The sequence below is a fragment of the Streptomyces sp. NPDC029296 genome (genome assembly GCF_055569255.1).
This window is the reverse complement of record NZ_JBVHXT010000017.1, coordinates 132,519-156,449: the sequence shown is the minus strand read 5'-3', so window position 1 is coordinate 156,449 and position 23,931 is coordinate 132,519. Positions and strand designations below refer to the sequence as shown.

Annotated in this window: 22 protein-coding genes; 11 read left to right on the top strand and 11 right to left on the bottom strand. The window is 73.2% G+C overall.

All coding sequences use genetic code 11. The features are described from left to right. The first annotated feature begins 759 nt into the window (after window positions 1-759). Entirely contained in the window at window positions 760-1,224 is a 465-nt protein-coding gene (locus ACZ4W9_RS17400; protein WP_467936484.1) for an effector-associated constant component EACC1, read from the top strand. A 166-nt stretch (window positions 1,225-1,390) separates the two neighbouring features. Beyond that, window positions 1,391-1,717 (top strand): hypothetical protein, encoded by a 327-nt coding sequence (locus ACZ4W9_RS17395; protein ID WP_467936482.1) that lies wholly within the window; start codon window positions 1,391-1,393, stop codon window positions 1,715-1,717. Window positions 1,718-1,914: 197 nt separating this feature from the next. Here ACZ4W9_RS17395 and ACZ4W9_RS17390 read toward each other — a convergent pair whose 3' ends face one another. Further along, complete coding sequence (locus ACZ4W9_RS17390; protein WP_467936480.1) at window positions 1,915-3,237, bottom strand: NAD(P)/FAD-dependent oxidoreductase; 1,323 nt, start codon at window positions 3,235-3,237, stop codon at window positions 1,915-1,917. Window positions 3,238-3,530: 293 nt separating this feature from the next. Here ACZ4W9_RS17390 and ACZ4W9_RS17385 point away from each other — a divergent pair, with 293 nt between their 5' ends. The 3 genes from ACZ4W9_RS17385 to ACZ4W9_RS17375 all read left to right on the top strand — a co-directional run bounded on the left by ACZ4W9_RS17385 (window position 3,531) and on the right by ACZ4W9_RS17375 (window position 6,762). Next, entirely contained in the window at window positions 3,531-4,253 is a 723-nt protein-coding gene (locus ACZ4W9_RS17385) for a S1 family peptidase (protein WP_467936478.1), read from the top strand. A gap of 186 nt (window positions 4,254-4,439) precedes the next feature. Next, window positions 4,440-5,606, top strand: a complete 1,167-nt coding sequence (locus tag ACZ4W9_RS17380; protein ID WP_467936476.1) for an esterase-like activity of phytase family protein — start codon at window positions 4,440-4,442, stop codon at window positions 5,604-5,606. 193 nt (window positions 5,607-5,799) lie between these two features. Next, window positions 5,800-6,762, top strand: a complete 963-nt coding sequence (locus ACZ4W9_RS17375; protein ID WP_467936474.1) for an alpha/beta hydrolase family protein — start codon at window positions 5,800-5,802, stop codon at window positions 6,760-6,762. Window positions 6,763-6,782: 20 nt separating this feature from the next. Here ACZ4W9_RS17375 and ACZ4W9_RS17370 read toward each other — a convergent pair whose 3' ends face one another. The 5 genes from ACZ4W9_RS17370 to ACZ4W9_RS17350 all read right to left on the bottom strand — a co-directional run bounded on the left by ACZ4W9_RS17370 (window position 6,783) and on the right by ACZ4W9_RS17350 (window position 10,531). Beyond that, window positions 6,783-6,962, bottom strand: coding sequence for a hypothetical protein (locus ACZ4W9_RS17370; protein WP_467936472.1), 180 nt, complete (start codon window positions 6,960-6,962; stop codon window positions 6,783-6,785). A gap of 432 nt (window positions 6,963-7,394) precedes the next feature. Next, window positions 7,395-7,988, bottom strand: coding sequence for a rhodanese-like domain-containing protein (locus tag ACZ4W9_RS17365; RefSeq protein WP_467936470.1), 594 nt, complete (start codon window positions 7,986-7,988; stop codon window positions 7,395-7,397). A gap of 223 nt (window positions 7,989-8,211) precedes the next feature. Beyond that, window positions 8,212-8,955 (bottom strand): sulfite exporter TauE/SafE family protein, encoded by a 744-nt coding sequence (locus ACZ4W9_RS17360; RefSeq protein WP_467936468.1) that lies wholly within the window; start codon window positions 8,953-8,955, stop codon window positions 8,212-8,214. After that, a complete protein-coding gene (locus ACZ4W9_RS17355; RefSeq protein WP_467936466.1) occupies window positions 8,952-9,128 on the bottom strand; it encodes a hypothetical protein in 177 nt (58 codons plus the stop codon). The genes ACZ4W9_RS17360 and ACZ4W9_RS17355 overlap by 4 nt, the downstream gene beginning before the upstream one ends. Window positions 9,129-9,172: 44 nt before the next feature. Next, complete coding sequence (locus ACZ4W9_RS17350) at window positions 9,173-10,531, bottom strand: rhodanese-like domain-containing protein (RefSeq protein WP_467936464.1); 1,359 nt, start codon at window positions 10,529-10,531, stop codon at window positions 9,173-9,175. A 136-nt stretch (window positions 10,532-10,667) separates the two neighbouring features. On the opposite strand from ACZ4W9_RS17350, the gene ACZ4W9_RS17345 reads away from it, so the two are divergent. The 3 genes from ACZ4W9_RS17345 to ACZ4W9_RS17335 all read left to right on the top strand — a co-directional run bounded on the left by ACZ4W9_RS17345 (window position 10,668) and on the right by ACZ4W9_RS17335 (window position 13,462). Next, window positions 10,668-10,949, top strand: a complete 282-nt coding sequence (locus tag ACZ4W9_RS17345; protein ID WP_467936462.1) for a metal-sensitive transcriptional regulator — start codon at window positions 10,668-10,670, stop codon at window positions 10,947-10,949. 121 nt (window positions 10,950-11,070) lie between these two features. Beyond that, on the top strand, window positions 11,071-12,285 hold the full coding sequence (locus ACZ4W9_RS17340) for a glycosyltransferase family 2 protein (protein WP_467936460.1): 1,215 nt from the start codon (window positions 11,071-11,073) through the stop codon (window positions 12,283-12,285). A gap of 67 nt (window positions 12,286-12,352) precedes the next feature. Continuing rightward, window positions 12,353-13,462, top strand: coding sequence for a hypothetical protein (locus tag ACZ4W9_RS17335; RefSeq protein ID WP_467936459.1), 1,110 nt, complete (start codon window positions 12,353-12,355; stop codon window positions 13,460-13,462). Window positions 13,463-13,548: 86 nt separating this feature from the next. Here the strand turns inward: ACZ4W9_RS17335 and ACZ4W9_RS17330 are convergent, their stop codons facing one another. The 5 genes from ACZ4W9_RS17330 to ACZ4W9_RS17310 form a co-directional block, all read right to left on the bottom strand. After that, a complete protein-coding gene (locus ACZ4W9_RS17330) occupies window positions 13,549-15,339 on the bottom strand; it encodes an ABC transporter ATP-binding protein (RefSeq protein WP_467936457.1) in 1,791 nt (596 codons plus the stop codon). Beyond that, window positions 15,336-17,246 carry an ABC transporter ATP-binding protein gene (locus ACZ4W9_RS17325; RefSeq protein ID WP_467936455.1) on the bottom strand — a complete coding sequence of 637 codons (1,911 nt, stop codon included), beginning with the start codon at window positions 17,244-17,246 and terminating at the stop codon, window positions 15,336-15,338. The genes ACZ4W9_RS17330 and ACZ4W9_RS17325 overlap by 4 nt, the downstream gene beginning before the upstream one ends. Window positions 17,247-17,487: 241 nt before the next feature. Next, the gene (locus tag ACZ4W9_RS17320; RefSeq protein WP_467936453.1) at window positions 17,488-19,077 is read right to left on the bottom strand and encodes a phenylacetate--CoA ligase family protein; all 1,590 of its coding nucleotides are present in this window, start codon (window positions 19,075-19,077) and stop codon (window positions 17,488-17,490) included. Beyond that, window positions 19,074-19,253: a hypothetical protein gene (locus ACZ4W9_RS17315; protein WP_467936451.1), complete on the bottom strand. Its 180-nt coding sequence runs from the start codon at window positions 19,251-19,253 to the stop codon at window positions 19,074-19,076. The genes ACZ4W9_RS17320 and ACZ4W9_RS17315 overlap by 4 nt, the downstream gene beginning before the upstream one ends. Window positions 19,254-19,574: 321 nt before the next feature. Next, complete coding sequence (locus ACZ4W9_RS17310) at window positions 19,575-20,801, bottom strand: helix-turn-helix domain-containing protein (RefSeq protein WP_467936520.1); 1,227 nt, start codon at window positions 20,799-20,801, stop codon at window positions 19,575-19,577. Between the two features lie 334 nt (window positions 20,802-21,135). Here ACZ4W9_RS17310 and ACZ4W9_RS17305 point away from each other — a divergent pair, with 334 nt between their 5' ends. The 3 genes from ACZ4W9_RS17305 (at window position 21,136) to ACZ4W9_RS17295 (ending at window position 23,822) form a co-directional block, all read left to right on the top strand. After that, complete coding sequence (locus ACZ4W9_RS17305) at window positions 21,136-21,447, top strand: hypothetical protein (RefSeq protein ID WP_467936449.1); 312 nt, start codon at window positions 21,136-21,138, stop codon at window positions 21,445-21,447. Window positions 21,448-21,940: 493 nt separating this feature from the next. After that, a complete protein-coding gene (locus tag ACZ4W9_RS17300) occupies window positions 21,941-22,750 on the top strand; it encodes a phytanoyl-CoA dioxygenase family protein (protein WP_467936447.1) in 810 nt (269 codons plus the stop codon). Continuing rightward, window positions 22,740-23,822, top strand: coding sequence for a polysaccharide deacetylase family protein (locus ACZ4W9_RS17295; RefSeq protein ID WP_467936445.1), 1,083 nt, complete (start codon window positions 22,740-22,742; stop codon window positions 23,820-23,822). Before ACZ4W9_RS17300 ends, ACZ4W9_RS17295 begins: the two co-directional genes overlap by 11 nt. The last annotated feature ends 109 nt before the right edge of the window (window positions 23,823-23,931 follow it).

The following is a 23,931-nucleotide window of genomic DNA, read 5'->3' as shown; positions in this document are numbered from 1 at the left end:
TCCGCAGCTTCCAGAGGAACAGGGGTGATAGGTCCCGATGACTGAGCCGAACGAGTCTGAGGGGCACTGCCGTTGTTGCAGCAGGCGGGACCGGCCCGAGCGGGCCGCCCGGTGGCTGGGGCTCCTGGTCCGCGCGGTCTACGAGATCGCGCTGAACTGGCCCTGGTAGCGGAAAGCCCCGACCCGAGGGCCGGGGCCTGACCGACCGGACAGGTCGGCCGCACTGCACACGGGGTGCGAGGGAGAGCTCCACCGGGATGCTTGGCCGGCGTCGGGTGGGGCTCTTTCCTTTGCCCGAATGCGGTTACCGACGCGTACGCAAGTGAAACCAGGCTTTTGTGATGCCTGTCACACTCGACGGCGGCGACGTCCCCACTATGCCTTGCCTTGCCGTACTCGTGCGACAGGTAGCCGCATGTCGATCACCGCGCGTCAGCCGTCCCCAGCCGGAAACCATGCTGGTAGTTCCCCATTTTCTCCGTTGTGGGCGTGAGGGAAGTCACACACCGGATCGGGTGAAGCACCGAGCGTAAGTACGGCCACCTTTCAGGTGATTTGCCGGAGGTTCGGCACCCTGTGAAGGGCTCTCTGGTACGGCCGACCGTGAGCCGCCGAACTCTACACGTCACTTCCGGCGATGACCGACTGTCAAAGCCGGTTTCTTGAAAAGTCCTTCCGGAATTCCTCCCGTGCCCGGGGCTCGGCGCCGGGTCGCGGACGGTGCCGGATCCCTGCGGGGCACACCCCCGTCGCCCCGCCATGGTGCCCGGCATGCCGTCGGATCGGGACCGGGGGAACCCGTGGACGTACGCATCGTCGTCTGTCGCCCCGCGGGAGCGCCCGTCGGCGCCCGGCACCCTTGGGCCGGTGCTGGACGGACCGCCCGTCGCGCTCGGGTCCGGCCGGGCGGCCACCGGGCTGGCCACGGCGCTGGTGGCCTGGACCCGCAGCCGGCGCTGGGCCGTCACGGTCAAGGCGACCCGGCCCGGCGGCGCCTCGGTGGAGACCTCCGCGAAACCCGTCGGGTCGATACCCCCGCAGGATCCGAGGCATTCGCCGCCGACATCTCCCGGCTCCTCGACGGCGGTCGGGCGCCCGGAGGCAGCGGCTGATGACCCGGCCGGCCGAGCCACCGGCCGCACCCGCCGGCCCTGTGCCCGGCGGCGCGCCGGCGTCCGGGTGCTCCTCATCTACACCCCCCGACACACAACGGCCTCCCGCTGACCTCCGTACCGGCGGCACGCCGCAGTGCCGAGGATCTGGCCGCCACCCTGTCCGAACGCCGCGGAGTGGCTCCCGGCCGGCTGCGCACCTTCGTCGATACGGCGGACGCCCGGGTGATGGCGCTCGCGATCACCGAGGCCAACGGCAGGCGGACAGCACCCTGCTCGTGTACTCCGTCGGGCACGGGCCGATCGGCCCCGGTGACGAGCTGTACCTCGCCGCCCGCGCCGCCGACCGGTCGACCCCGGGACTGGCCGCCCACCAGGCGCTGCCGTTCTCGGCGCTGCGGGAAGCGGTCACGATGTGCGGCGCCGGGTCCGTGGTCGTCGTACTGGACTGCTGCTTCTCCGGGCGGGCCCGGCTCGGCACCGACGCCCCCCGGCCTCTGCCTTCACCCCGTTGGCCGGGCACGGCAGGTATCTGCTGGGATCCGCCGAGCAGTTGGGCCTGGACCCGGGCGACGCCGGACACACGCCACGCACCGGCGAGTTGACCCGGGTGTCGCGCGAGGGCGATCCGCTGTGGCGGGTGCGGGACAGGGGGCAGCTTGCGCACGTCTTCACGCAGCACGGCCGCAAGCTGCTGTGAGCCTCCAAGAGGGGAAGCCCTTCGACGTCGGTCTTCCGCCCGGACGGCCGGACCCTGGGCTGGGGTGGCACCGACAAGCACTCCAGAGCATCGGCGACTTCATCACCGAGGAAGCGCCAGAACCCGTGCCGTGCGCAGGAGGAGACGCGGGCTGGTGAGGGCGCGGGGGTGCTTGCGCATGTTGACCACGGCCATGAACTCCTCGTTGACGGTGCGGTCGATCACGGACGCCTCCACCACCTTGTCGCTGACCCAGCGGAGCAGCCGGTAGCCGGGAGGATAGGGGCCCGTCACGTGCGGCTGGGCCAGATCCGCGGCCGCGGAGATCTTCCATGCCGCGTCCACGACGACGCGGAGGCGCCGGAAGTAGCCCCAGGCCGGGGCGTGCGGAGAGGCGCCCGAGCGCAGATGGGCCGACAGGGAGGAGGCGGCGAGCGTCGCCAGGGTGAGTCCCTGGCCGTAGATGGGGTTGACGGAGGTGACGGCGTCGCCCACGGCGACCAGTCCCCCGGGGAAGCGTCCGAGGCGGGTGAAGTCGCGCCTCCGGCTCTCACTGAAGTGGAACGTCTCGATGTCCCCGTCCAGACGGCAGTGGTCGGCCACTTCGCGCAGCGGGGTGACGCACCGGCGCATGCGTCGCAGGAATGCGTCGGGGTCCCGTCCGGGCCGGTAGTCGCCGTATCCGACCATGACCACCGACCATCGGTTTCCTTCTACCGCCACGAGCGCGCCGGGTTCGCTGAGGTGCTGTTGGTAGCCGTTGGCAGGTCCCGGTGTCGCGTGGACGACCACCGTGCCGGGAAGTTCGTCCCCGCGGTCGAACGCGGCGGTGGCGTAGCCGAGGTCCACCTGCATCCGGTCCATGGGCGCGCAGTCCCATCCCTGCCCGACCAGCCACGTGCCGAGCCGGCTGGAGCGGCCCATGGCGTCGACGACCAGGTCTCCGGTCAGCTCGGTGGGGGCATCGGGCCGTTCGGTGTCCGCCACGGGCAGCAGGCGGATGCCCGAGACGCGGGTGCCGGCGAAGAGCAGGTCGCGGGCCCGCGCCGGCACCACCGTGACGTTGGGCAGCGCCAGGACGCGCCGGCGCACATGCTCCTCCAGGAACGGCCTGGTGGCGCCCAGCAGGGTGTTGTCGGGCAGGCACGCCTTGAGTACTCCGTCGACGTAGTACTGCACTTGGGACCCTCTGCCCACTTGGGCGCCGCCGGCCAGGAGGGCCTCGGTGATGCCGGGCAGCCGGCGGTCGAGCTGTGCGTGGCCCATCGACAGCAGCGCGTGCAACTGCCGCCTGTGCGGTGCCCCTTGCCCGGAGCCGTCCGTGCCGTCGGGGTCGACCACGACCACTTCCTCCGCGTGGTCGGCCAGCACCCGGGCCGCGAGCAGCCCGGCGAAACTCCCGCCCATCACGATGGCTCGTCGCATGTGCACCCCCTGGAGCGGGCTCGCGCGGGCCCGCTTCAGCCGTCGCGTCAAGCTCCGGTCGCAGGTGCTCCGGAGGCTCCTGGCCCCTTCACCCTAGGGGCTTCGTGCCGCGCGCGTGGGCCATAACGCGATGTTATGGGGAAGTGCTAGTACCCCCGTCACGGTTCCTTCCCGAAGCTAGGGCATGTCCATGACGTAAGAGGCCGTCCGGCGGCCTCTCCCGTGGACACGGCCGCGAGGCCGTACTCCCCACAAGTACACGTCCCCAGACGTGATATCCGGATCGAGGAACCTTGCGTATATCAAGGCTTGCGCCCGCTCTCGCGGCGGCGGCGGTCTCCCTCCTCGCGCTCTTCGCCCCCACCGCCTCGGCGGCGCCGACGACGGCGCCCGCCGTCACCAAGGGTCCCCAGCCCATCATCGGCGGCGGGTACGCCGGCAGCGGCCCCTGGGCAGCCCGGCTGTACTCGAACGGTCAGGAGACCTGTACGGCGACGATCATCGCCCCGACCTGGGTCCTCACCGCCAAGCACTGTGTGAGCGGCGGCAATCTGTCGTTCCGCATCGGCAGCCTGGACCAGTACAGCGGCGGCACGGTGGCCAACGGCGTCCAGACCTACACGCACAGCGCGGACCTGGCGCTCGTCCGCCTCGACCGTTCCGTCTCGGCGACCTACGCCAGTCTGGGGCAGCCCGGCACCGTGCGGGTCGGCCAGAGCGTGCAGGTGTACGGCTGGGGCGCCACCTCCCAGTGCGGCTCGGAGATCAACTGCCAGTCCCGCTACCTGAAGGTCGCCAACGTCACCGTCTCCAGCGGCTGCACCGACGCCTACGGGGGCTCCGCGATCTGCGCCTACCGGGGCAACGGGATCACCGCCGGCGGTGACTCCGGCGGCCCGATGATGGCGAACGGCGTCCAGGTCGGCGTCGCCTCCACCAGCGACCGCCAGACGAACACGGCGTACACCAATGTGACGGCGTACCGCTCCTGGATCCAGTCGATCGCCGGCGTCTGAGCCACCCCGCCGGTCGACGGGCGCCCTGCCCCTTGCCCCGTCCCGCCCCACGGGGCAAGGGGCTCGGCCGCCCAGCGCACGCTCTTTCGGCACCGCCCCGCACGGGTGACCGTGACGGCGGGTCCGGGCGGCAACACTCGTGTGGGTGACTGCGTCACGGGCGTGGGGCACTGCATGATCGCCGACATGAAAGCTTCCCTCTTGCGCCGGGCGTGCGCCGTCGCTCTGCTTCTGACGTCCACGCTGGCCCCCGCCGTCAGCGCTGCGGCCCAACCCGGCACACCCGACCGTCGATCGGAGCGGGCGGTACACGCTCGGCTGCTCGGCGAGAAGATCGTCGCGCACAAGACCGACTTCCGGGGCACCACGGTGGGCGGTCTCTCCGGTGTCGACCGCGACCCGTGCACCGGCCAGTACGTGTTCATCAGCGACGACCGCTCCTCCCTTCAGCCCGCCCGTTTCTACACCGCCAAGGTGGACGTGGACGCCCGCGGGGTGCACTCCGTCGAGTTCACCGGCACCCACCCGTTCCGCGGGCCGGACGGGTCCGTCTACTCGTCGCCGGCCGCCGGTGACGGCAAGGCCGTGGACCCGGAGGAGATCCGCGTCGACCCGCGCGAGTGCCACTACTGGTGGGCCCAGGAGGGCGACCGGCCCACGACGGCGGGCGCACCGACGATCCAGCCGTCCCTCCAGTTCGCCTCCCGCACCGGCGCCTACCTCGGACGGCTGCCGCTGCCGCGGAACTACGACATGGCCACGGCCGAGCGCGGGCCGCGCCGCAACCAGTCACTGGAGGCGTTCACCTTCGGTGCCCGGGGCAGCGTCGTGACCAGTGTCGTCGAGGGCCCGCTGACCCAGGACGGGCCGGTCCCCGACGTCGACCAAGGCGCCCTCGTGCGGGTCACGCGGCAGAGCCGCGGCGGGCGGGTGCTCGGGCAGTTCGCCTACCCGATCGAGAAGATCTTCGCCGCGTCCGATCCGAGCAGCCCGTGGGGTCCGGACACCGGTGTCCCGTCCGTCCTCGCCTTCCTCGACGACCCCCACCGCTACCTCGTGCTCGAACGCACCTGGGTCGCCGGTTCGGGATACAAGATCCGCCTCTACGACACCAGCACGCGCGGTGCCACCGATGTGCGGGCGATGGATTCCCTGGCCGGGCGGCGCGTCGTACCGATGCGCAAGAAGCTCGTCGCGGACTTCCACACCCTGGGCCTGTCCACCGTCGACAACACCGAGGGCATGACATGGGGGCCCGTCCTGCCGTCCGGCGAACGCACGTTGGTCCTGGTCAGCGACGACAACTTCGACAAGGAGGCGGTCACCCAGATCGTCGCCCTCGCCGTCCGCTGAGCCCGGCCGCTCGCCGGGTACGACGGCACGGGGCGGCGGCACGGGGCAGTGGCGCTTGACAAAGCGGAACATCGTTCCGTTCAATAAGCGGAACGATGTTCCGCTTCGGTTCGGGCGGACGCGTACCCCACCACCCGCCTGCCGCCGCCCGGCCGAAGCCGCCAGCGGCGCGGGCCGCACAAGGGACTCCGCCATGAGCGCATCCATCGACACCACCGCCGTCTTCGGCCCGTCCGCACCCGTGCTGTCGTACAGCCCGGTGGTCCTGTCCGTGCCCGGACGGCCCGTGGACCTCCACGTCCGCGTCTCCGCACCCGCGACCGGGACCGGTCTGCCCGTCATCCTGCTCTCGCACGGCCACGGCGGCTCCCACCACCTCTCCTCGCTGAACGGGTACGCGCCCCTCGCCAACCTCTGGGCGGCGGCCGGGTTCGTCGTCGTCCAGCCGACCCACCTCAGTTCCCGGACGCTGGGCCACCGGCTCGCCGGCGCCCCCGGCGGCCCCTTCTTCTGGCGCTCGCGGGCCGAGGACATGAGCCACATACTCGACCGGCTGGACGAGATCGAGGACACCGTGCCGCAGTTGGCCGGGCGCATCGACCACGACGGGGTCGCGGTCGCCGGGCACTCCCTCGGCGGCCACACCGCCGCACTGCTGCTGGGCGCCCGGATCACCGACCCCGGCACCGGGGAGCAGGTGGATCTGGCCGAGCCCCGGATCAAGGCGGGCGTGCTGCTGGCCGCACCGGGCCGGGGCGGCGACGTCCTCAACGGATGGATGGCCGCACAGGCGCCGTTCTTCCACACCACCGACTTCTCCACGATGACCACCCCCGCCCTGGTCGTGGCCGGGGACAAGGACGACTCCCGGCACTTCACCGACATCGGCCCCGACTGGCACGCCGATCCGTACCGCCTCGCCCCCGCGCCCAAGACGCTGCTCACCCTGTTCGGCGCCGAGCACCTGCTCGGCGGCGTCTCCGGTTACGACGCCGCCGAGACCACCGACGAGAACCCCGGGCTGGTCACCGCCCTCGGGCACCTCACGTCGGCCTACCTGCGCACCCGGTTCCGGCCCGCCGACCCCGCCTGGCGGACGGCGTGCCAGGCCCTGACGGGCGGGTCCGGCCCGGTCGGACGCGTCGACACCAAGTAACCCGGTCCCACCGGAAGGCTTCACCCACCGTCGGTGAACTCGTCGGCGACGCGGGCCGGGTGGGGCACGACGGCGCCTTCGGCGAGGTGGCGGCGGGTACCGGCGGCCTGGTCGGACAGCCTTTCGGCGCGGCCCCCGACGGCGGCGCCCTCGGCGACGCGGCGGTGGTGCCGTCCACCGGGGCGGCCGACGGCCTCCACGTGTCGGCCGGCGACGTCCTCACCCTGGCCGGGCAGCGGCCGAGGACGGCCTCCGTCGAGGGCGGCGCCTGCCCGGTCGCGCCCCGGTCGTGTGGACGAGCCTGGACGTCCGGCGGCGGTCCGTGCCGCCCGCCGGTCGCGGTGCCGCCCCGACCGCCGCCGTCATCGCCCCGGACAGCACCCCGGGGACCGGCCCGGCGGTCGGCGGCCAGCGGGCCGGCACCAGGACCGTCACCACCGGCGAGTCGCTGTCCGCCATCGGTTCCTGCGCCGCGGAGAACGGCGCCCCGCGGCCGATGCGCGGTTTCCCGTTCGCCGTCGCCCGCCTCACCGCGCCGCCGCCCGACGCGCCGAGGTCCACGACGGGCGCCTTTGGCCGTACCGTCAACGGCTGGCCCCGGGCCGGGGGATGCGACGGGCGATGTGGCCCGCTTACCGGGACGTGCCGTAGCGGGGGTCGCGCAGCCGCAGGAGTGTGGCGTCCAGGTCCGCCCGGCGGGGCCGGTTGTGGGGCAGCCTGGCGAGTACGGCCGCCATGCCGCAGGTGTCGGTCAAGGCGGAGAAGACCAGGCCGGCGGCGATGGCGGCGGACAGCAGCCCGAAGGCCGGGTGGACGGTCAGGGCGAGCAGGAGGCCCAGCAGGACGAGCGCACCCGCGGTGAGGCGTACCTGGCGTTCCATGCTCCAGGCCGTCTTCGGGGTCCCCGCGGGCCGGTGCAGGTCGTGGCCCTGGGCCGCCCAGGCGCCGGTACCTCCGGCGAGGGTGGCGGTGGCGATGCCGTGGGCGGCGAGGACGCGGCAGGCGTTCTCCGAGCGGGCGCCGGAGGCGCACACGACGAGGATGTCGCCGCGCTCGGCGGCGGTGCGGATGTCGGGCAGGGCCCGGTCGAGTCGGTCGAGCGGGATGTTGAGGGCGCCGGGCAGGTGTCCGCCGGCGTATTCACCGGGGGTGCGGACGTCGATGACGGTCAGCTCGTGCAGTCGGGAACGGGCCTGGCGCGGGTCGAGGGTGGTGTGTGCGGTCATGGCAGAGGTCTCCGTGGTGTGTCGGTGCCGCCGGGGGCGGGACGGCCGGGGGTCCCGCCGGGCCGGCGTGTGCGGTGGATCTGGTGGGGTCGGTGCCGGTCACCCGACGCGTGCGGTCGGTTCCGGCGGGCACAGGCCGCCGCGCGGCACGGCGTATGCACGGCCGGGTCGAGGATGGTTCTCCCCGGCCGGCGGGCCGTGCGGCTCGGCGGGGTGCGTACGGTCAGAGGAGTACGTCGGCGAGCATGGCCGCGGCCACGGCGAGGAGGACGCAGGCGAAGACCTTCTGGAGCGTCTCGCCCGCCACCTTCTTCGCCAGGCGTTTGCCGTCCCAGGCGCCGAGGATCGCCGCTCCGGTGAAGGGTCCCGTCACCGCCCAGTCCAGGTGTGTCCCGGCGCCGGCGCGTGCGGTGAGCGCGGCCAGCGAGTTGACCGTGATGACCAGGAGGCTCGTGCCGACGGCGGTGCGCATGGCCAGGCCGAGGACGCCGACCAGGACGGGTACGGCGAGGAAGCCGCCACCCACTCCGAGGAACCCGGTCACCGCGCCCAGCCCGGCTCCGGCGGCGCCGGCCTGTGCCGGGCGGACGGGGCCGGGCGGCTGCTGCCGCCCGGGGCGCAGCATCCGGAAGGCGGCCAGGCCCGCGACACAGGCGAAGCCCGCGGTGAGTACGGACTGCGGCAGGTGGCCGGCGGCCGCTCCGGCGAGCATGGCCGGCACGATGCCGGCGGCGGCGGACAGCAGCCCGGTGCGCCAGGCCACATGGCCGTCGCGGGCGTGCCCGGTCAGGGCCGTCACCGAGGTGAGGGTGACGATGACCAGGCTCGCGGTGGTCGCCTCCGCCGGAGTGCGGCCGAACAGGTAGATCAAGGCGGGCACCGCCAGGACGCTGCCGCCGCCACCGAGCCCGCCGAGGGCGAGGCCGACCACGGCGCCCGCGGCGAGCGCGAGAACGAGGCCGGTCATGCCAGGGAGCCTCTGTTCCCGTGCGGTATGTGCGGGGTGCCGGGCGCGTGGCCGGTGTGCCGCGCGGCTTCCTCGCGGACGTCCGCCGGGGCCGGCCGGGCATCCGCGCCGCCGGTACACCGGGGGGTCTCGTCGCCGGTGACGCGGTCCGTGCCGCGCCGGAAGAAGGTCATCGCTCAACCTCTCGGAGAATCGGGGGGGTTCGGGGCTGTCCGGCTCAGCCGGTGATCACGTCGAGTCCGGCTGCCGCGGCGGCGTCGAACCGGTCGTCCACGGCCACCACGTCCCGGCCCGCGGCGTCCAGCAGCGAGGCCGCGATCGCGGCGCGCATGCCGCCGGCGCAGTGCACCCATACCGTGCCGGCCGGTACCTCGCCCAGCCGCCGGTGCAGCTCGTGCACCGGGATGTGCACGGAACCCCCGATGTGGCCGGCGGCTCGCTCCGAGGCCCGTCGTACGTCGAGGACGACCACGTCGTCCGTACCGCGCCCGGCCAGTCCGGCGAAGGTGGACCGCGGGAAGGACACCGGCCGGCTTCCGGCCGGCACCCACCGCTCGGGTGTCCCGGTGGCGGCGGCCACGGGACGGTCGATGCCGACCCGGACCAATTCGCGCTGGGCGTCGGCCAGTTGCGCAGGGGACTCGGCGAGCAGCGTCACCGGTTTGCCCCACGGGATCGTCCAGGCAAGGTAGGTGGCGAGCTTGCCGTCCGCCTCGAAGTTGAACGAACCGGCGACATGCCCTTCGGCGAACGCGATCCGGTTGCGCAGATCGACCACCCACTCCCCCGCGGCCAGCCGCGCGGCGATCTCCGCGGCGTCGACGACGGACGGCGGGGTGAGGTCCACCGGGGCGGGCCCGGCGGCGTTGACCGGGCCCATGTGCGTGTAGTACGCGGGGACGTCGTCGAGTCCGTCCAGCAGACGGGTGACGAAGGTGTCCGCGTCCGTGGTGAACGCGGGGTTCCCCGCCTTCTCCCTGCCGATCGTGGTGGCGTCCCCCTCGGCCTGGCCCGAGGAGCAGAAGCTGCCGAAGCCGTGGGTGGGCAGCACGGGTGTCTCGTCCGGCAGTTCGGCCGCCAGGCGGTGCGCGGAGGCGTACTGGGCGCGTGCCAGGTGCTCGGTCAGGCGGGGTTCGACCAGGTCCGGGCGGCCTACGGTGCCGATGAGCAGCGAACCGCCGGTGAACGCGGCCACCGGCACGCCGTTGTCCTCCAGCACGTACGAGGTGTGGTGCGGGGTGTGGCCCGGGGTGGCGACCGCCCGCAGGGCGAGCCCTGCGTCGACGGCGGACACGTCGCCGTCGGCCACCGGCACGCGGGCGAACGCCACTCGCGCCCCGGCCGGCACCAGATAGGCGGCGCCCGTCACCCGGGCCAGTTCCAGGCCGCCGGTGACGTAGTCGTTGTGCAGGTGCGTCTCGGCCACGTGCGTTATGCGCACCCCGCGCCGGGCGGCGGCCGCGAGCACCCGGTCGATGTCGCGCGGCGGATCCACCGCCACGGCCGTGTGCCTGCCGCCGGCCAGGTAGCAGCGGTTGCCCAGCCCCTCCAGCTCGATGGTGTCGACGAAGAACATCAGGGACTCCTCTCCTGGTGAAATTACCCCCCGGGGTATGCGAGCCACCGTAACACGAGTACCCCACGGGGTATCTGCCCCCCTGGGTCGCGGCCGGGTAGGATACCCATCGGGGTATAGAGGAGGAGTGGGCCCAGTGGAACTGGACATGGCGGCGGACGAACTGAAGGCCGTGATCAACCGGCTGCGCCGGGCGCAGGGGCAGATCGCCGGGGTGATCAGGATGATCGAGGAGGGGCGGGACTGCGAGGAGGTGGTCACGCAGCTCGCGGCGGCGGCACGCGCCCTGGACAAGGCGGGTTTCGCGATCATCGCCACAGGGCTCCAGCACTGCCTGACCGACTCCGGGACGGCCGACGGCGACGACCGCGAGAAGATGCGGGCCCGGCTGGAGAAGCTGTTCCTGTCCCTGGCCTGAGGCCGGGCACCCGGACCGGCCACGGGGATCCGCCAGGCACTGGCACTGACACTGGCAACACATTGCCTCGATTGGCAACATTTCATTGCCAACTTTTGCCTGGCGGCTTTACTGTTGCCGCATGGCCGATACGAAGCTCAGCATCGTCATCCCCTACAAGCAGCGCCTGCGGAACATCAGGTCCGTCTTCACCTCGCTGGCCGAACAGACCCTGGATCACCGGGAGTTCGAGGTCGTGGTGGGGGCGATGGAGTACGACCCCGGGTTCGTGAGCCTGTGCCGGGAGTTCACCGGGCGGCTGCGGATCGTCTCCGTCCTCACCGCCGAGGACTGGAACACCAGCAAGGCCCGCAACCTCGGCATCAGACACGCCACCGGGCAGGTCGTCGTGGTCCTCGACGCGGACGTGGCCCTCGCCCCCGACGCCCTGCGCACCCTGTGGGAACGCTATTACCAGCACGGGCAGAACATCTGCGTCCAGGGACAGGTCTTCGGCTACGACGAGGTCATCGACGGCGACGTCGACACGGTCCTGGAGCAGCCCTACGACGTCTACCGCGCCACCCTCGCCGAACTCGCCGGTGCCGACCGCTCGCGGCTCGACCCGCGCTGGTCGCCCGAGTACGCACCCGCCTTCGCCCGCTTTCCCTGGGCGTTCACCCGGACCGGTTTCATGGCCCTGCCCACGTCCACCATCCGCCGGCACGGTCTGCTGCTGGACGAGGGCTTCACGGGGTGGGGTGCCGAGGACCAGGAGTGGGGGCTCAGGATCTCCCGCACGGGCACGCCCATCGTCCTGGGGCAGGGCCTCTACGGCATCCATCTCCCCCACCGCCGCGACTTCGCCGCGCAGGACCGCTCCGCGACCGAGACCAACCGCTACTACCTGGCCAAGTGGCCGCGTCTGGAGCTGGAGCTGGCGCTCGCGTTCGGCGGCTGGCTGGAGGCCGACCGCCTCTATCCCGAGGCCGAACGGGAGGTGGCCGAGGCCGCGGCGGGGCATCGCCTGGGCGTCGTACGGGGCACGGTCGGCGGTGCCCGGGTGCTGGCCGTGGGCGCGCTGCTCGGCCCCGGGCGCGACGGCGTCCACACCGTGGCCGACCCCGAGGTGCACGCGCTGTTCGGTCAGGCGCCCCACGCCTGGGAGGAGGTGCTGCCGCTGGCGGGGTTCGCCCTGCCCTACGCGGACGACGCGGTCGACGAATGCCACCTCCTGCCGCCCGTCGCGCGCCTGGCCGAGCGCTACCGCGCGGCGGTGCGCAAGGAGGCCGGGCGTGTCGCGCCGAAGGTCCTCACCGCACCGGCGGCCCCCGTCCCGGCTGCCGCCGTCGCCTGAGCGCGGTATCCACTCCCCTTCCGGTGCCGCCCGTCGCGGCGGCCCTCCCCCAGTGTCAGGAGCAGAGGTGTCCCCTTCCCCCGTGCGGATCTCCGCCGCCGTGATGAGCCATCCCGAGCGGGCCGCGGCGGCCCACGACCTCGCCGGCCGCTTCCCCGGCCTCGACATCACCGTCGTACTCGACCCGGAACCGGACGGCCCGCCCAGCGCGCTGCGCACCGCGCGGCTCGCCTGGTCGGCCGTCGCCCCCGACGCCACCCACCACCTGGTCCTCCAGGACGACGCGCTGCCCACCGAGGACTTCCTCACCCGGCTGCACGCCCTGGTCGCCGCGCGGCCCGACGCGGCGCTCAGCCTGTTCACCGAGTGGGGCTCGCGCACCTCGTACGCGGTGCGCCTCGCCGCCATGCTCGGGCACGACCTGGCGCCGGTCGTGGACGACTACGTGCCCTGCGTGGCACTCGTCCTGCCCGCCGAGATCGCGCGCGGCTTCGACCCGTACGTGCGGGCCAAGGTGGACAGCGGCCACCCCGACGACCTGGCGCTGCTGCACTACCTCACCGACCTGGGCACACCCGTGCTCATCCCGGTGGCGGGGCTCGCCGACCACGACAGCGACACCAGCCTCGTCGGCAACAACGTGCACGGCCCCCGGCGGGCCGCCTGCCTCCTTACGCCGAGGTCGGCCGCGCTGCCGGCCGAGCCGTCCGTCCTGGGCGGCCTGGGCACCGTGCCGTACTACGACTTCTGGGGCCAGTACTCCGACGCCTGCGTCCCCGACCCGTCCAGCCTGGACGGCAGGGTCCGCAGCTCCGCGCGCGTCTTCCTGGCCGGGCACGGTGTCACCCAGCGGGAGCTGGACGAGGGACTGCGCGAGGCGCTGGCGCGGTCCCCGGAGCGCGCCCTGCTCGGCGACCTGCTCAGCGAGGTGGTGCTGACGGAGGTGTGGATCGTGTCCTTCCTGCTCGGCTTCATCGCCGCGGACCTGGAGGGCCGCGGCGGCACGACCCTGGACCTCACCGGCCCCGCCGCCCGTGCGGCGCTCGCCACACTGGCCCCCGGGGCCGTCCGGCGCATCGTCCCGGTGCGCCGGCTGCCCGCCGTGGGGGCGCTGCTGACACCGGTGGTGCTCGACGCGGTGCGCGCGGGCATGGCCCGGGCGCCGCGGCACGGCTGACCGTCCGCGGACGGCGAAGAGGAGGGGGGCACGGCGGTCGCCGTGCCCCCCTCCTGCCGTGTCCGGGGCCGGTGCCCCGCCCGGGCTCAGCGGTAGCTGCGGGCCTGGAGGGTGAACAGATCGGCGTACAGGCCGCGCCGGGCGAGGAGGTCGGTGTGGGAGCCGTGTTCGGCGACCGTGCCGCCGTCGAGGACGACGATCCGGTCGGCCATCAGCACGGTGGAGAAGCGGTGGGAGACGAACAGGGTGACACCGCCGTCGCGTCCGACGTCGTGGGCGGAGCCGGCGTACCGCTCGAAGACGGCGTGCTCGGCGGTCGCGTCCAGGGCGGACGCCGGTTCGTCGAGCACCATCAGCAGCGGGTGTTCGCGCAGCGCGGCGCGGGCCAGGCCCAGGGACTGCCACTGTCCGCCGGAAAGTTCGCTGCCGTCGGTGTAGCCCCGGCCGAGTGCCCCGTCCAGGCCCTGCGGCACCCGGCGCAGCACGCGTTCGGCGCCCGCCCTCTCGATCGCTCCGAGGAGCAGCGCGTCGTCGTCGAGGCGGTGCCGTTCGCCCAGTCCCACGTTCTCGCGCAGCGTCAGTTCGAAACGCGCGAAGTCCTGGAAGAGCGTGGCCACGCGGGCCTTCCACTCCCGGGGCGGGATGTCCCTGAGGTCGACGCCGTCCACCAGGATGCGCCCGCTGGTGGGCTGGTACAGCCCGCACAGCAGCTTGACCAGTGTGCTCTTGCCGGCCCCGTTCTCGCCGACCAGGGCGATGGTGTGCCCGGCGGGCAGATGGAGGTCGACGTCGCGCAGGACCGGGCGGTCGGTGCCCGGGTAGGTGAAGCTGACGCCCTCGAGGTGGATGCCTCGCCTGAGCCGCGCGGGGACCGGCGCGGTGGCGGACGGTCCGGCGGACGCGGGGCCGGGGGCCGGCCAGGTGCGCAGGGCTTCCAGGCGGCGAGCGGTCAGGCCGGCCGTCTGGAGCGTGGCGAGCGTGCCGAGGGCCGCGGCGACCTGCACGTTGATCTGCACCGCCATGGTGATCACCATGACCACGCCGCCGATGCTGACGTCGCCGTCGGCGGCCCGGCGCAGTACGAGGTAGACGGCCGCGAAGCAGGCGAGGGTGAAGGCGAGCTGGCCGAGGGCGCGCAGTGCCGCCGCGGCGAGCTGGCCGCGTGTGATGAGGCGGGTCGCGGTGTGCCAGCTGCGGTCGTGCAGGCCCACCAGCGCCTCGTCGGCGGCGAACAGGCGGGCTTCCTGGGCGGAGTGGGAGGAGGTGGCCACGTGCAGCAGGTGCCGGGCTCGGCGATGGTGCTCGGCGGCCTTCTCCTTGGCGGCGTCGGCCGTGCGCTGGGCGCGGTGGCCCATGACGACGGGGGGCAGCGCGGCAAGGGGCAGGAGCAGCAGCCAGGGATCCAGCGAGCCGAGGAGCACGGTGGTCAGCGTGAGCTGCACCGACAGCGCGGCGATCTGCAGCAGGGCCTCGATGTAGGCGCGGGTCTTCTGGATGTCCTCGCGGACGAGGATCATGGTGTCGGCGAAGGCGGAGCTGTCCAGGTGTTCGATGCCGTCGGTGCCGTTGGCGTGGCCGATCAGTTCGTCGTTGATCCGCCATTCGGCCCGTTCGCCCAGTTCGAAGTAGTACAGGTGGGCGAAGTGGCCGAGCATGAGTTCCGCGGTCAGGGCCAGCGCGATCAGGCCGGCGGCGGTGAGCGCGGCCGGCAGGTCGCCCAAGAGCAGGCGGTCGGTGAAGGCGCGCAGGCCGAGGGCGACGGCCGGAGTGGCCAGGTAGCCGAGGAAGAGCAGGGCGGCGGCCTTGAGGAGGCGGCCGCGGTCGGTGGTCCAGGCGAGCTCGAGCAGCCAGGCCGCGGTGCGGGCGAGGTTCTTCATGAGGCCGTGTCCGTCATCGTCGTCGCCACCAGCTGTTCGCGGTGGCCGGGGTGTTGGTCCTTGTCCTCGGTGAACCGCTCCGCCTGGAGCCGGAACAGTTCGGCGTAGCGTCCGCCGGCCGCGAGGAGTTCGTCGTGTGTGCCGCGTTCGGCGACCCGGCCGCCGTCGAGGACGACGATCTGGTCGGCGCGGCGGACGCTGGAGAAGCGGTGGGAGATGATCAGTGTGGTCAGGCCGCGGGTGAGGTCGAGGAAGCGGTCGAAGAAGGCGACCTCGGCGCGCACGTCGAGCTGGGCCGTGGGCTCGTCGAGGACCATGACGGAGGCGCCCGAGTGCACCGCGTGCAGGGCGCGGGCCAGGCCGATGCGCTGCCACTGGCCGCCGGACAGGTCGCGTCCCCGGTCGTACTGGCGGGACAGGACCGTGCGCAGCCCCTGGGGCAGGCGCTCGATGACGTCCTCCGCGCCCGCCCGCCGGGCGGCCTCCAGGAGCCGGTCGTCGTCGGCGGGGAGGTGGGGGGCGCCCAGCGCGATGTTGTCGGCGGCGCTGAGTTCGTAGCGTACGTAGTCCTGGAAGATCACCGCGAAGCGGCGGTGCCAGTCGCGGGCGTCGATGTCCGTCAGCGGGTGGCCGTCGACCGTGATGCGGCCCCCGGTGGGGTCGTACAGCCGGGTGAGCAGTTTGACCAGGGTGGTCTTGCCCGCGCCGTTGAGGCCGACGACGGCCGTGGAGGTGCCCGCGGGCAGTTCGAGGTCGAGGCCGTCGATGACCGCGGGCCCGTCGGGGGTGTAACCGAAGCACACGTTCTCGAACCGGATGGCGGTGCGGGGCAGCCCGGCGGCCGGGACCGACCGGCTGGGTGCGAGCGCCGGCAGGTCGCGGGCGCCGGCGCGGAACGCCCTCATCGCGTCGAGCGCGATCAGCCCGTACTGGGTCTGTACGTCGGCCTCGGGGAAGTACACGCCGAAGCGCATGAGGATCAGTACGGCCTGCAGTGCGATGCTCAGGCGCAGCAGGCCCAGTCCCCCGCCGTCCCCGGCGACGGCCAGCCGGGTGACGGTGACGGCGCCGCCGGCGAGGCCGATGAGGGCGAGCACGACGAACGGGCGGCCGAGGATCCGGCGCCTGCCGTGCCACATGCGCGAGAGGTAGGCGGTGGTGTCGGCGCGGTGCCGGGCCCGCATCCACTCGACCAGTCCGAGCAGGCGGATCTCCTTGGCGGCGTGTGTGCCGGTGGCGAGGTTCTTGAGGTAGGTGGCCTTGCGCTTGTCCGCGGCGAGTCCGTCGTAGAAGTCGCCGAAGGCGCCGAGGGAGCCGCGCTGGCCGAACCGGATGACCAGCGCCGTCACGCCGATGACCGCGGCGGCCACCGGGTCGACGGCGTATCCCACCAGGGCGACGGCCCCGGCCAGTTGGGTGTAGCGGGCGATCAGTGCCAGGCCGCCGGCCGCGGCGTCGCCGGGTGAGGCCGAGGCCCGGTCGAAGGCTTCGCGCGCCACGTCCAAGCGGTCGAGCAGGCGTGGATCGTCCAGCGCCATGGCGGGCGCCTCGGCGAGCGCGGCCCGCATCAGCTCACCGCGGCAGCGCTGGTCGACGTGGCGTACGACGACTTCGCCGAGCGCCGCCTGGAACGGTGCGAGAGCCTGCTGCGCGCCGAACGCGGCACCCGCGATGCCGAGCACCGTCACCAGCGCCGCCCAGGCTCCCGCCCGCCCGCCGCCGACCGCGTCCGGGACCCGCTCCAGCATCACGCTCATGGCGACCACGAACGTCAGGGGCAGCAGGCCGAGCAGCACGTTCAGCAGCACCGCCAACGCCCTTGTCCCGGCCGGGACATGGCGCAGCAGTGCCGCGATGTCGAGCCAGCGCCGCGCCCTTCGGCGGGCCTGGGAGATCAGTACGGTCACGGGGTCGTCCCCTTCTCGGGTCCGGTGGGTGGGGTGGGCGGCGGGTGCCGAATGCCGGCGGGGCGCCGGGTGTGCGGGGCAGTGGTCCCGGTGGAGTCCATGGGAAGGATCCGGTCCCGGCCACGGGCCGGGGGTGTGACGCGGGAGGTGCAGAATCTCCGCGCCCGGGAGGCGGGTTGCCGAGCGGGAACGGCCTCGGATGGCCGGAACGGTGGACCCGCTCGCGGAAGGGGCCCGGGGCTCACGCGGAGGTCATGCGGAGGCCGGTGACGGACCGTGCCGTGCCGTCGGCGGTGCCGCGCACGCCGTGGCGTACGGCCGCCCGGCCTCCGGCGCGCGGCAAGTCTTCGGCCCGGCCGTGGTACTCCAGCACCCGGCCGGTGACCCCGCAGCCGCAGGCGTGCCGGAAGACCCGGCCGCGGTCCCCCGTCCGGTGGCGGATCCGGAGCCGTTCGAACGTCTGCAACCCGGTCACCAGCAGGTCTCCGGGTTGGCCGGCCGGCACCGGCGCGCCTGCCCGATCGGTCACTTCGAGATGGCTCAGGTCGTCGTTGACGTGATACAGCGGACCGCTCGTCTCGGCGCACCGGTAGCCGAGCAGGGTGCCGTCGGCGGCGGTCAGGACACCGGAGACGGTGTGGGCTCCCAGCTGGGTGCGCAGCCACGTCTCGTCCGACGGGCTCATCTGGGTGCCGAGGAAGAACACCTTGCCCAGGCGCAGTCCGGGATCGTGGGCGTGGGCCGTGCGCAGCAGCGGCACGAGCAGGGCGGGCGTGCCCAGGACGGCGGTGGCCCCGATGTCCCGCACGAGGACCGCCAGCCGGCCCGCGGTGACGGGCCGGGCCGGGGTGCGGCACTCGGCCCGCGTCGGAGTGCGCTCGGTGAGGGTCGCCGCCAGGGCGCCGTGCGGCTCCCCGCCGGGCACGGTGTTGATCAGACGATCGCCTGCGCGCAGTCCCATCGCGTGGAGCATGGGGGCCGCCTCGCGCACCAGGGCGGCATCGTCGGTGCCCGGGCGGACGAGGCCGCGCGGTACGGTCGCGGGCGCCGCGTGGTGCGGTGCGTCGCCCGCCGGCAGGGTGAGGGTGTCCAGGCGGGGCAGGTCGGCGATGCACCGGACCGGGGGCAGGGCCTGGGAGGAGGGGGAGCGACGGGCGTGGTGCAGCAGGTAGCGCAGTTTCGCGTCGAGTCGTTCCGTCGCGGCGGCGCCCTGCGCGGCGGCCTCCTCGCGGGCGCGGGCGCGGGCCAGGGGGATGCCGCGCAGGTAGGTGCGCCGCCGCAGGGAGCGGACCCAGTCCGCGCGGCCGTCCTCACGCCACACCGAGGTGTTCCCGGACGCGGCATGGGCGTCGGGCGGCAGCGGGGTCGGCTCCGGCACGGACACGAGGACGCCCGCCGCCGGAGTGCCGCTCGGGACGATCCGCGCGTCCGGGAGCAGTGGCCCGATCGCACGGAGCAGTGCGGTCAACTCCCGCCAGAAGGACCGTCGTTCGGTACGCACGACGACGTCGTTGCCCAGTGCCCAGCCCAGCAGCAGGGCTCTCAGTACGGCATCGGGGCGGGTGTCGTCGACGACGATGGTGCCGACGGGCGACAGCTCGTACACGTCGTTGCTGTCGGCGACCGGTTGCCAGGGGTACTGGGCGAGGCCGCCGCAGAGTTCATCGAGGCCCGCGGCGAGTTCGTCGGCGTCGAACAGCCCTTGCAGATGAGCCAGTCCGGCGCCCCGCAGCAGTGCGGCGAGGCCCGTCCCGGGCTGCCGGACCAGGGCCGTCCGCGCCTGCGCCACCGCGATCAGCAGGTCCGTGGGGTAGTGGCGCGGGCGGTTCACGCGGCCGGCTCCCGTCGCGGGGCCGGGGCGTCGGCGCGCTCGGGCCGGCGGTGCTCGACGGCCGCGCCGGGGCGGGCCGTGCGGTACGGAAGGTGATGCAGAACGAGGATCTTCACCTCGGCCCCCGAAACGGTCGATGACACATATTGACTGGGAATCGACGGATCATCGGTCACGGCCAGTCGATAGCCCGGAAAAGCGGGAACGTGCTGGAAGACGGGCAGCCCACGATGATTCCTTACTGAAGGTGAGCGGGTCATGTGCCGGTGCCTAGCGCCGCCGGAAACGTAGCAGGACACGGAGACGCTTGGCAATAGATTGCCAAACGTTAGGCAATATGGCGGGTGCCGACTCCCGCACCCCATCGGCGCGACGGCAACGGCGGTACACGGCACGAGGGCCCGGCACACGCGACCAATCGCGTGTGCCGGGCCCTCGTACTGCGTACCGCCGTGTCGCCGGGCCCGCCCGTGCCGCCGGGCCGGACCCCCGCATGCCTATCCGGCGTTCCGGACGCTCTGAGCGCTCTCCAGGGCCTGGGCGAGGATGCGCCAGATCTCGGCGGCCAGGTCCACGTTGGAGGCGCGGCGCGCCTCCTCGCCCAGTTCCTTGAGCTGCTTCAGCCCCTGCTGCATGTGCCCTTCCAGGATGAGCAGACGCCCTTCGAGGACACCGAGGCGGATCCGGTCGCGGTAGGTCAGCCACAGCTCGTCGCCGTGCAGTGCGTCGAGCAGGGCACGGGCCTCGGCGTGGCTGCCCTGCTCGAAGGCCAGGTGTGCCTTGAGGGTCAGCAGTTCCTGGTTCAGCAGGGGCGTGCCCACGAATCCCAGCGCCGCCTCCGCCTCCTTCAGGCGCCGGGCGGCGCCGTCGACCAGCGGCGGGGAACTCTGGAGGTACAACGACGCGGCGGCGAGCCGCAGTCGCACCCAGAGCGTGAGGTCGGTGTGGCTGTCGAAGCCCTCCAGCGCCCGCTCCAGATGCGCGCGTGCCCCGTCCTGGTCGCCCTGGCGGAAGCGTACGGTCGCCGCCGACCACATGGCCTCGGCCTGCAGGACGCCGCCGCTGTCGCCGACGAGTTCGACCAGTTCGTCGACATGGGCGCGGGCGTCGGGCAGGCGGCCCTCCTCGGCCTCCGCGGCCACCAGCGCCATCAGCGCGGCCCCCGTGTCGGGCAGCGAGAGGTGCGCCTCCTTGGCCAGCCGGACCGCCTTGCCGGCGACCTCGATGGCCCGGTTCACCTCACCCATGGAGCGCAGGCAGCGCGCCAGGGAGGCCCATACCCGGCAGCGCAGTTCGGGCAGGTCCAGTTCCTCGGCGATCTCGTCCAGCTGTTCCAGGCAGGCCAGTTCCTCGGCCTTGTCCCCGAGCCGCCGCCATCTGCGGGAGACCAGCCACAGCGCCTGCCAGCGCAGCAGCGGGTCGGCCTCGTCCGACTGGTCGAGGGCGGCCATCAGCGCCTCGACCGACTCGTCGCCGTCCGCGGACGAGGCGAGGCTGAGGGCCTGGGCGAGCGAGGTTCCGCTCGGCTGCACCTCGAACGCGCCGCGGTCGACGTCCAGCCGTTTCGCGAGGTAGGCCACGACCCGCTCGGTGGGCTTGCGCCGTCCTGATTCCAGGCGCGACAAATAGCCGGTGGAAATCTCACTGCCTGCGAGGGATGCCTGAGAGAGCCCGCGCGCAAGCCTCAACTCCTTGAGACGCCGGCCGAACAGCGGTTGTTCCATCATTTAGTTCCCAATGAATCAGGGCATTGAGCCGCGCCCGATGCCCTACGGAATGACGAGAATTCCCGTTTCCCCCGGGGGAGATCCCCGCGCCAGAGTCTACGGATCCACCGCATCACAGGCAAGTCCTTGCCTGACTCACCCTCGGGAATCTTCGATCACCGCAGCCTTTATTGGTCTAGACTTGCCAATCATTGGCAATGTCTTGCCAAGGTCAACCGGCCTCGCTACGGTTCCTTTCGGCCACCGGCACCCGACAGTGCCCGTTCCTCTGCGGCCTGCTCCTGCCCGCCTCAGCTCACTTCACCGCTTCTGTCGTCTCCTGGGGGAAATCATGAAGAAAGCTGCCCGCACCCTGCTCATCGGCACATCCTTGGCCTTCGCCACGGCGGTCCTCGGCGCGGCCGGCACGGGCATCGACTGGCCGGGTCCCGTCCACGGCACCGTCACGGTGTCCGCGTCCGGCGCGACGAATGCCACGGGCGCCACGGGTACCGCAGGCGCCGTGATCCGCCAGGGCGACGGAGACATCGACTGGCCGGTGCCGGGGGGCCGGATACGCGCGGCCGGCACGACCGGCCCGGGGGGCGCCACCGAGACGGCCGGCCTCGCCGGCGGTGGCCGCACCGGCATCGACTGGCCGTAGGTTCCGGACCGCCCACAGACCTTCGACCGGCAGCAGGCCACGGACCACCGGCCGCGGACGGTGGCCCAGCCGCGGACCGTGGCCCAGCCGCGGACCGTGGCCCAGCCGCGGACCGTGGCCCGGCCGTGGCCCGCCGGCCGGCACCACGTCCCGGGCCCTCCCCGGTCCGTGACGCCCTTTCCCGCCGGCGCGGGACGCCCGTGCGGTGTCCCGCGCCCGCTCGCGGCGCCCGCGCTCCCGCCCGGGCGGCGCACCGGCGCCCGCCGCCCGCAGCGCCTGAAGACTCCGGTTGCCGGAGCGCTCCCGACCCAAGGCCGCGGCCGTCGGGCGAACCCCCGCCCGCACCGGGCCCGCGCGGCGTGACCGGAGATCTCTTCGATTCAGCGCGGCGATGATCCAACTCCCTTCGGAAGCAAGCTAGGTGACGCTCCGTCATCTACCGGCAAGCGTACCCGTTTGTCCACCACACCTCAGAAACGGAGTTCCCTTCGTCATGACGCCTCCCGCATCCGCCGCGGTCCTGGAAGGGTTCCAGCCGACGGCAGAGCAGTGCGAGCGGTTCGCCTCGCGCGGCTATCTCGTCCTGCCCGCGTTCCTTCCCCCGGACCTCGTGGCCCGTCTCAAGCCCGAGGTCGATCACTGGGTCGACCAGGGACACCGGGCCCGTTCCATCGCCTCGTGCGTCGATCCGGACCGGCACGGCATCCCGCCCCTAATGGAGCTGGAACTGCCCGCGCACGGCGAGCTGATCGGCCACCGGCCGCTGCTCGCCGTGATCTCCCGGCTCATGGGCGGCGACTTCGTCTTCCACCACCTGCACAGCGACCGGCAGGCCCCCGATGTACCGGGCAAGCCCTGGCACCACGACTTCGAGCAGGGTCCGGCGACCGACCGCTCCGCGCCGATGGTCCATGCCCTGCACTACCTGGACGGGCTCGACACGAGTGTCTCCTCGCTCGCGGTGCTGCCCGGCTCCCACCGGGAGAACACCGGCAAGTCGGCACTGGCCCATCACGGCACCGACCCGCTGCCGGGCGAGGTGGTCGTCGACTCGCTCCCCGCGGGGTCCACGGTCCTGCTGCACTCGGCCCTCTTCCACGCCCGCCGCCCGCGGCCGGACCGCACCGGCAGGCCGCGCTACTTCGTGGACGCCTCCTACTGCTCGACGGACACGATGTGGCCGCCGGTCAAGCCGTACTGGCGCCACATGCTCACCCGCGCCCGCGAGCTGGGTCTCGGCGACGTACGGTGGCCCGAGCTGTTCGCCGAGCGGCACTTCACGGAGTACGGCCATGGCCACTGAGCCGTCCCCGGCCCGGGGGCAGGACCCGGTGCCGTACGCGGGAATCGCCTGGAGCCCGTCCGGGTACGAGGTCGCCGTCCTCGGCCCCGACGGAGACGAGCTGCGTCCCCCCGTCCTGTTCGCACCCCGCCGGGCGGCGGACATGATCGCCTACCTGCGGGGTTTCGGTCCCCGGCTGGTCACCGCCGTGGAGAGCACCAACGGCATCCTGGACGGACGGCTCATGGCCGCCGGGCTGACGGTCCACCGGGCCGATCCCCCTGTGCTGCCCGTCCGGCCGGACTTCGGGTCCGTTCCCGCGCGCGTCGTCGCGGAGGCGGTCCGGAGCCGGCTGCCGAGCCTGACGCGGCTGGTGCGCACGCGCGGCACCCAGACCGGGCGGGAGGAGGAGATCGACTCCTGGATCGCCTCCAGCCACGACGCGCTGGCCCGCCTCACCCGGGCCGGGCAGGCGGTGAGCCACGGCGGCAGGGACCGCCGCGAGGTGGCACTGACCTTCGACGACGGGCCGCTGCCGCCGTACACGGGGCAGGTCCTCGACGTCCTCGAACGCTACGGTGTCCCCGGCACGTTCTTCTGCGTCGGCATGAACGCCCGTGCCTACCCCGAGGAACTGGCCCGGATGCGCGAGCAGGGCCACACCGTGGCCAACCACACCTGGTCCCACCCCTTCCTGCCCGAACTGGAGCGGGCCCAGCTCACCGAGCAGCTGGAGCGCACCCGGGAGGCGCTCGCCGAGGCGAGCGGCGCACCTCCCTCCCGCCTGTTCCGGCCGCCCTACGGCGCGCGCACCCCCGAGGTGCTGGACTGGCTCGCCGAGACGGGGTCCCGGGTGGCGCTGTGGGACGTCGCGCCCGACGACTGGACGATGCCCGGCGCCGACACCATCGCCCGTCTCATCCTGGAGCAGGTGCGGCCCGGATCGGTCGTCCTGCTCCACGACGGCGGCGGGGACCGTTCCCAGACCGTCGCCGCGCTGCCGGCCGTGATCGAGGGCCTGCTCGCCGACGGCTACCGCTTCGTCGGCGTCGAGGAACTCACCGGTCCGTCCGACGTCGCCACGGCGGCGTAGGCCCCCGGGGGGGGGGGGGGGGGGGGGGGGGAGGGGGAGGGGGGGGGGGGGGGGGGGGGGGGGGGGGGGGCGGGGGACGGGGACGGCGGAGACGAACATGCGCCCGTGT

Bases quoted from the DNA above. Each gene is read 5' to 3' on its own strand.
- ACZ4W9_RS17400 (WP_467936484.1), top strand. From the start codon at position 760: ATGGTGCCCGGCATGCCGTCGGATCGGGACCGGGGGAACCCGTGGACG.
- ACZ4W9_RS17390 (WP_467936480.1), bottom strand. From the start codon at position 3,237: ATGCGACGAGCCATCGTGATGGGCGGGAGTTTCGCCGGGCTGCTCGCG.
- ACZ4W9_RS17380 (WP_467936476.1), top strand. From the start codon at position 4,440: ATGAAAGCTTCCCTCTTGCGCCGGGCGTGCGCCGTCGCTCTGCTTCTG.
- ACZ4W9_RS17375 (WP_467936474.1), top strand. From the start codon at position 5,800: ATGAGCGCATCCATCGACACCACCGCCGTCTTCGGCCCGTCCGCACCC.
- ACZ4W9_RS17365 (WP_467936470.1), bottom strand. From the start codon at position 7,988: ATGACCGCACACACCACCCTCGACCCGCGCCAGGCCCGTTCCCGACTG.
- ACZ4W9_RS17360 (WP_467936468.1), bottom strand. From the start codon at position 8,955: ATGACCGGCCTCGTTCTCGCGCTCGCCGCGGGCGCCGTGGTCGGCCTC.
- ACZ4W9_RS17355 (WP_467936466.1), bottom strand. From the start codon at position 9,128: ATGACCTTCTTCCGGCGCGGCACGGACCGCGTCACCGGCGACGAGACC.
- ACZ4W9_RS17350 (WP_467936464.1), bottom strand. From the start codon at position 10,531: ATGTTCTTCGTCGACACCATCGAGCTGGAGGGGCTGGGCAACCGCTGC.
- ACZ4W9_RS17340 (WP_467936460.1), top strand. From the start codon at position 11,071: ATGGCCGATACGAAGCTCAGCATCGTCATCCCCTACAAGCAGCGCCTG.
- ACZ4W9_RS17330 (WP_467936457.1), bottom strand. From the start codon at position 15,339: ATGAAGAACCTCGCCCGCACCGCGGCCTGGCTGCTCGAGCTCGCCTGG.
- ACZ4W9_RS17310 (WP_467936520.1), bottom strand. From the start codon at position 20,801: ATGGAACAACCGCTGTTCGGCCGGCGTCTCAAGGAGTTGAGGCTTGCG.
- ACZ4W9_RS17305 (WP_467936449.1), top strand. From the start codon at position 21,136: ATGAAGAAAGCTGCCCGCACCCTGCTCATCGGCACATCCTTGGCCTTC.
- ACZ4W9_RS17300 (WP_467936447.1), top strand. From the start codon at position 21,941: ATGACGCCTCCCGCATCCGCCGCGGTCCTGGAAGGGTTCCAGCCGACG.
- ACZ4W9_RS17295 (WP_467936445.1), top strand. From the start codon at position 22,740: ATGGCCACTGAGCCGTCCCCGGCCCGGGGGCAGGACCCGGTGCCGTAC.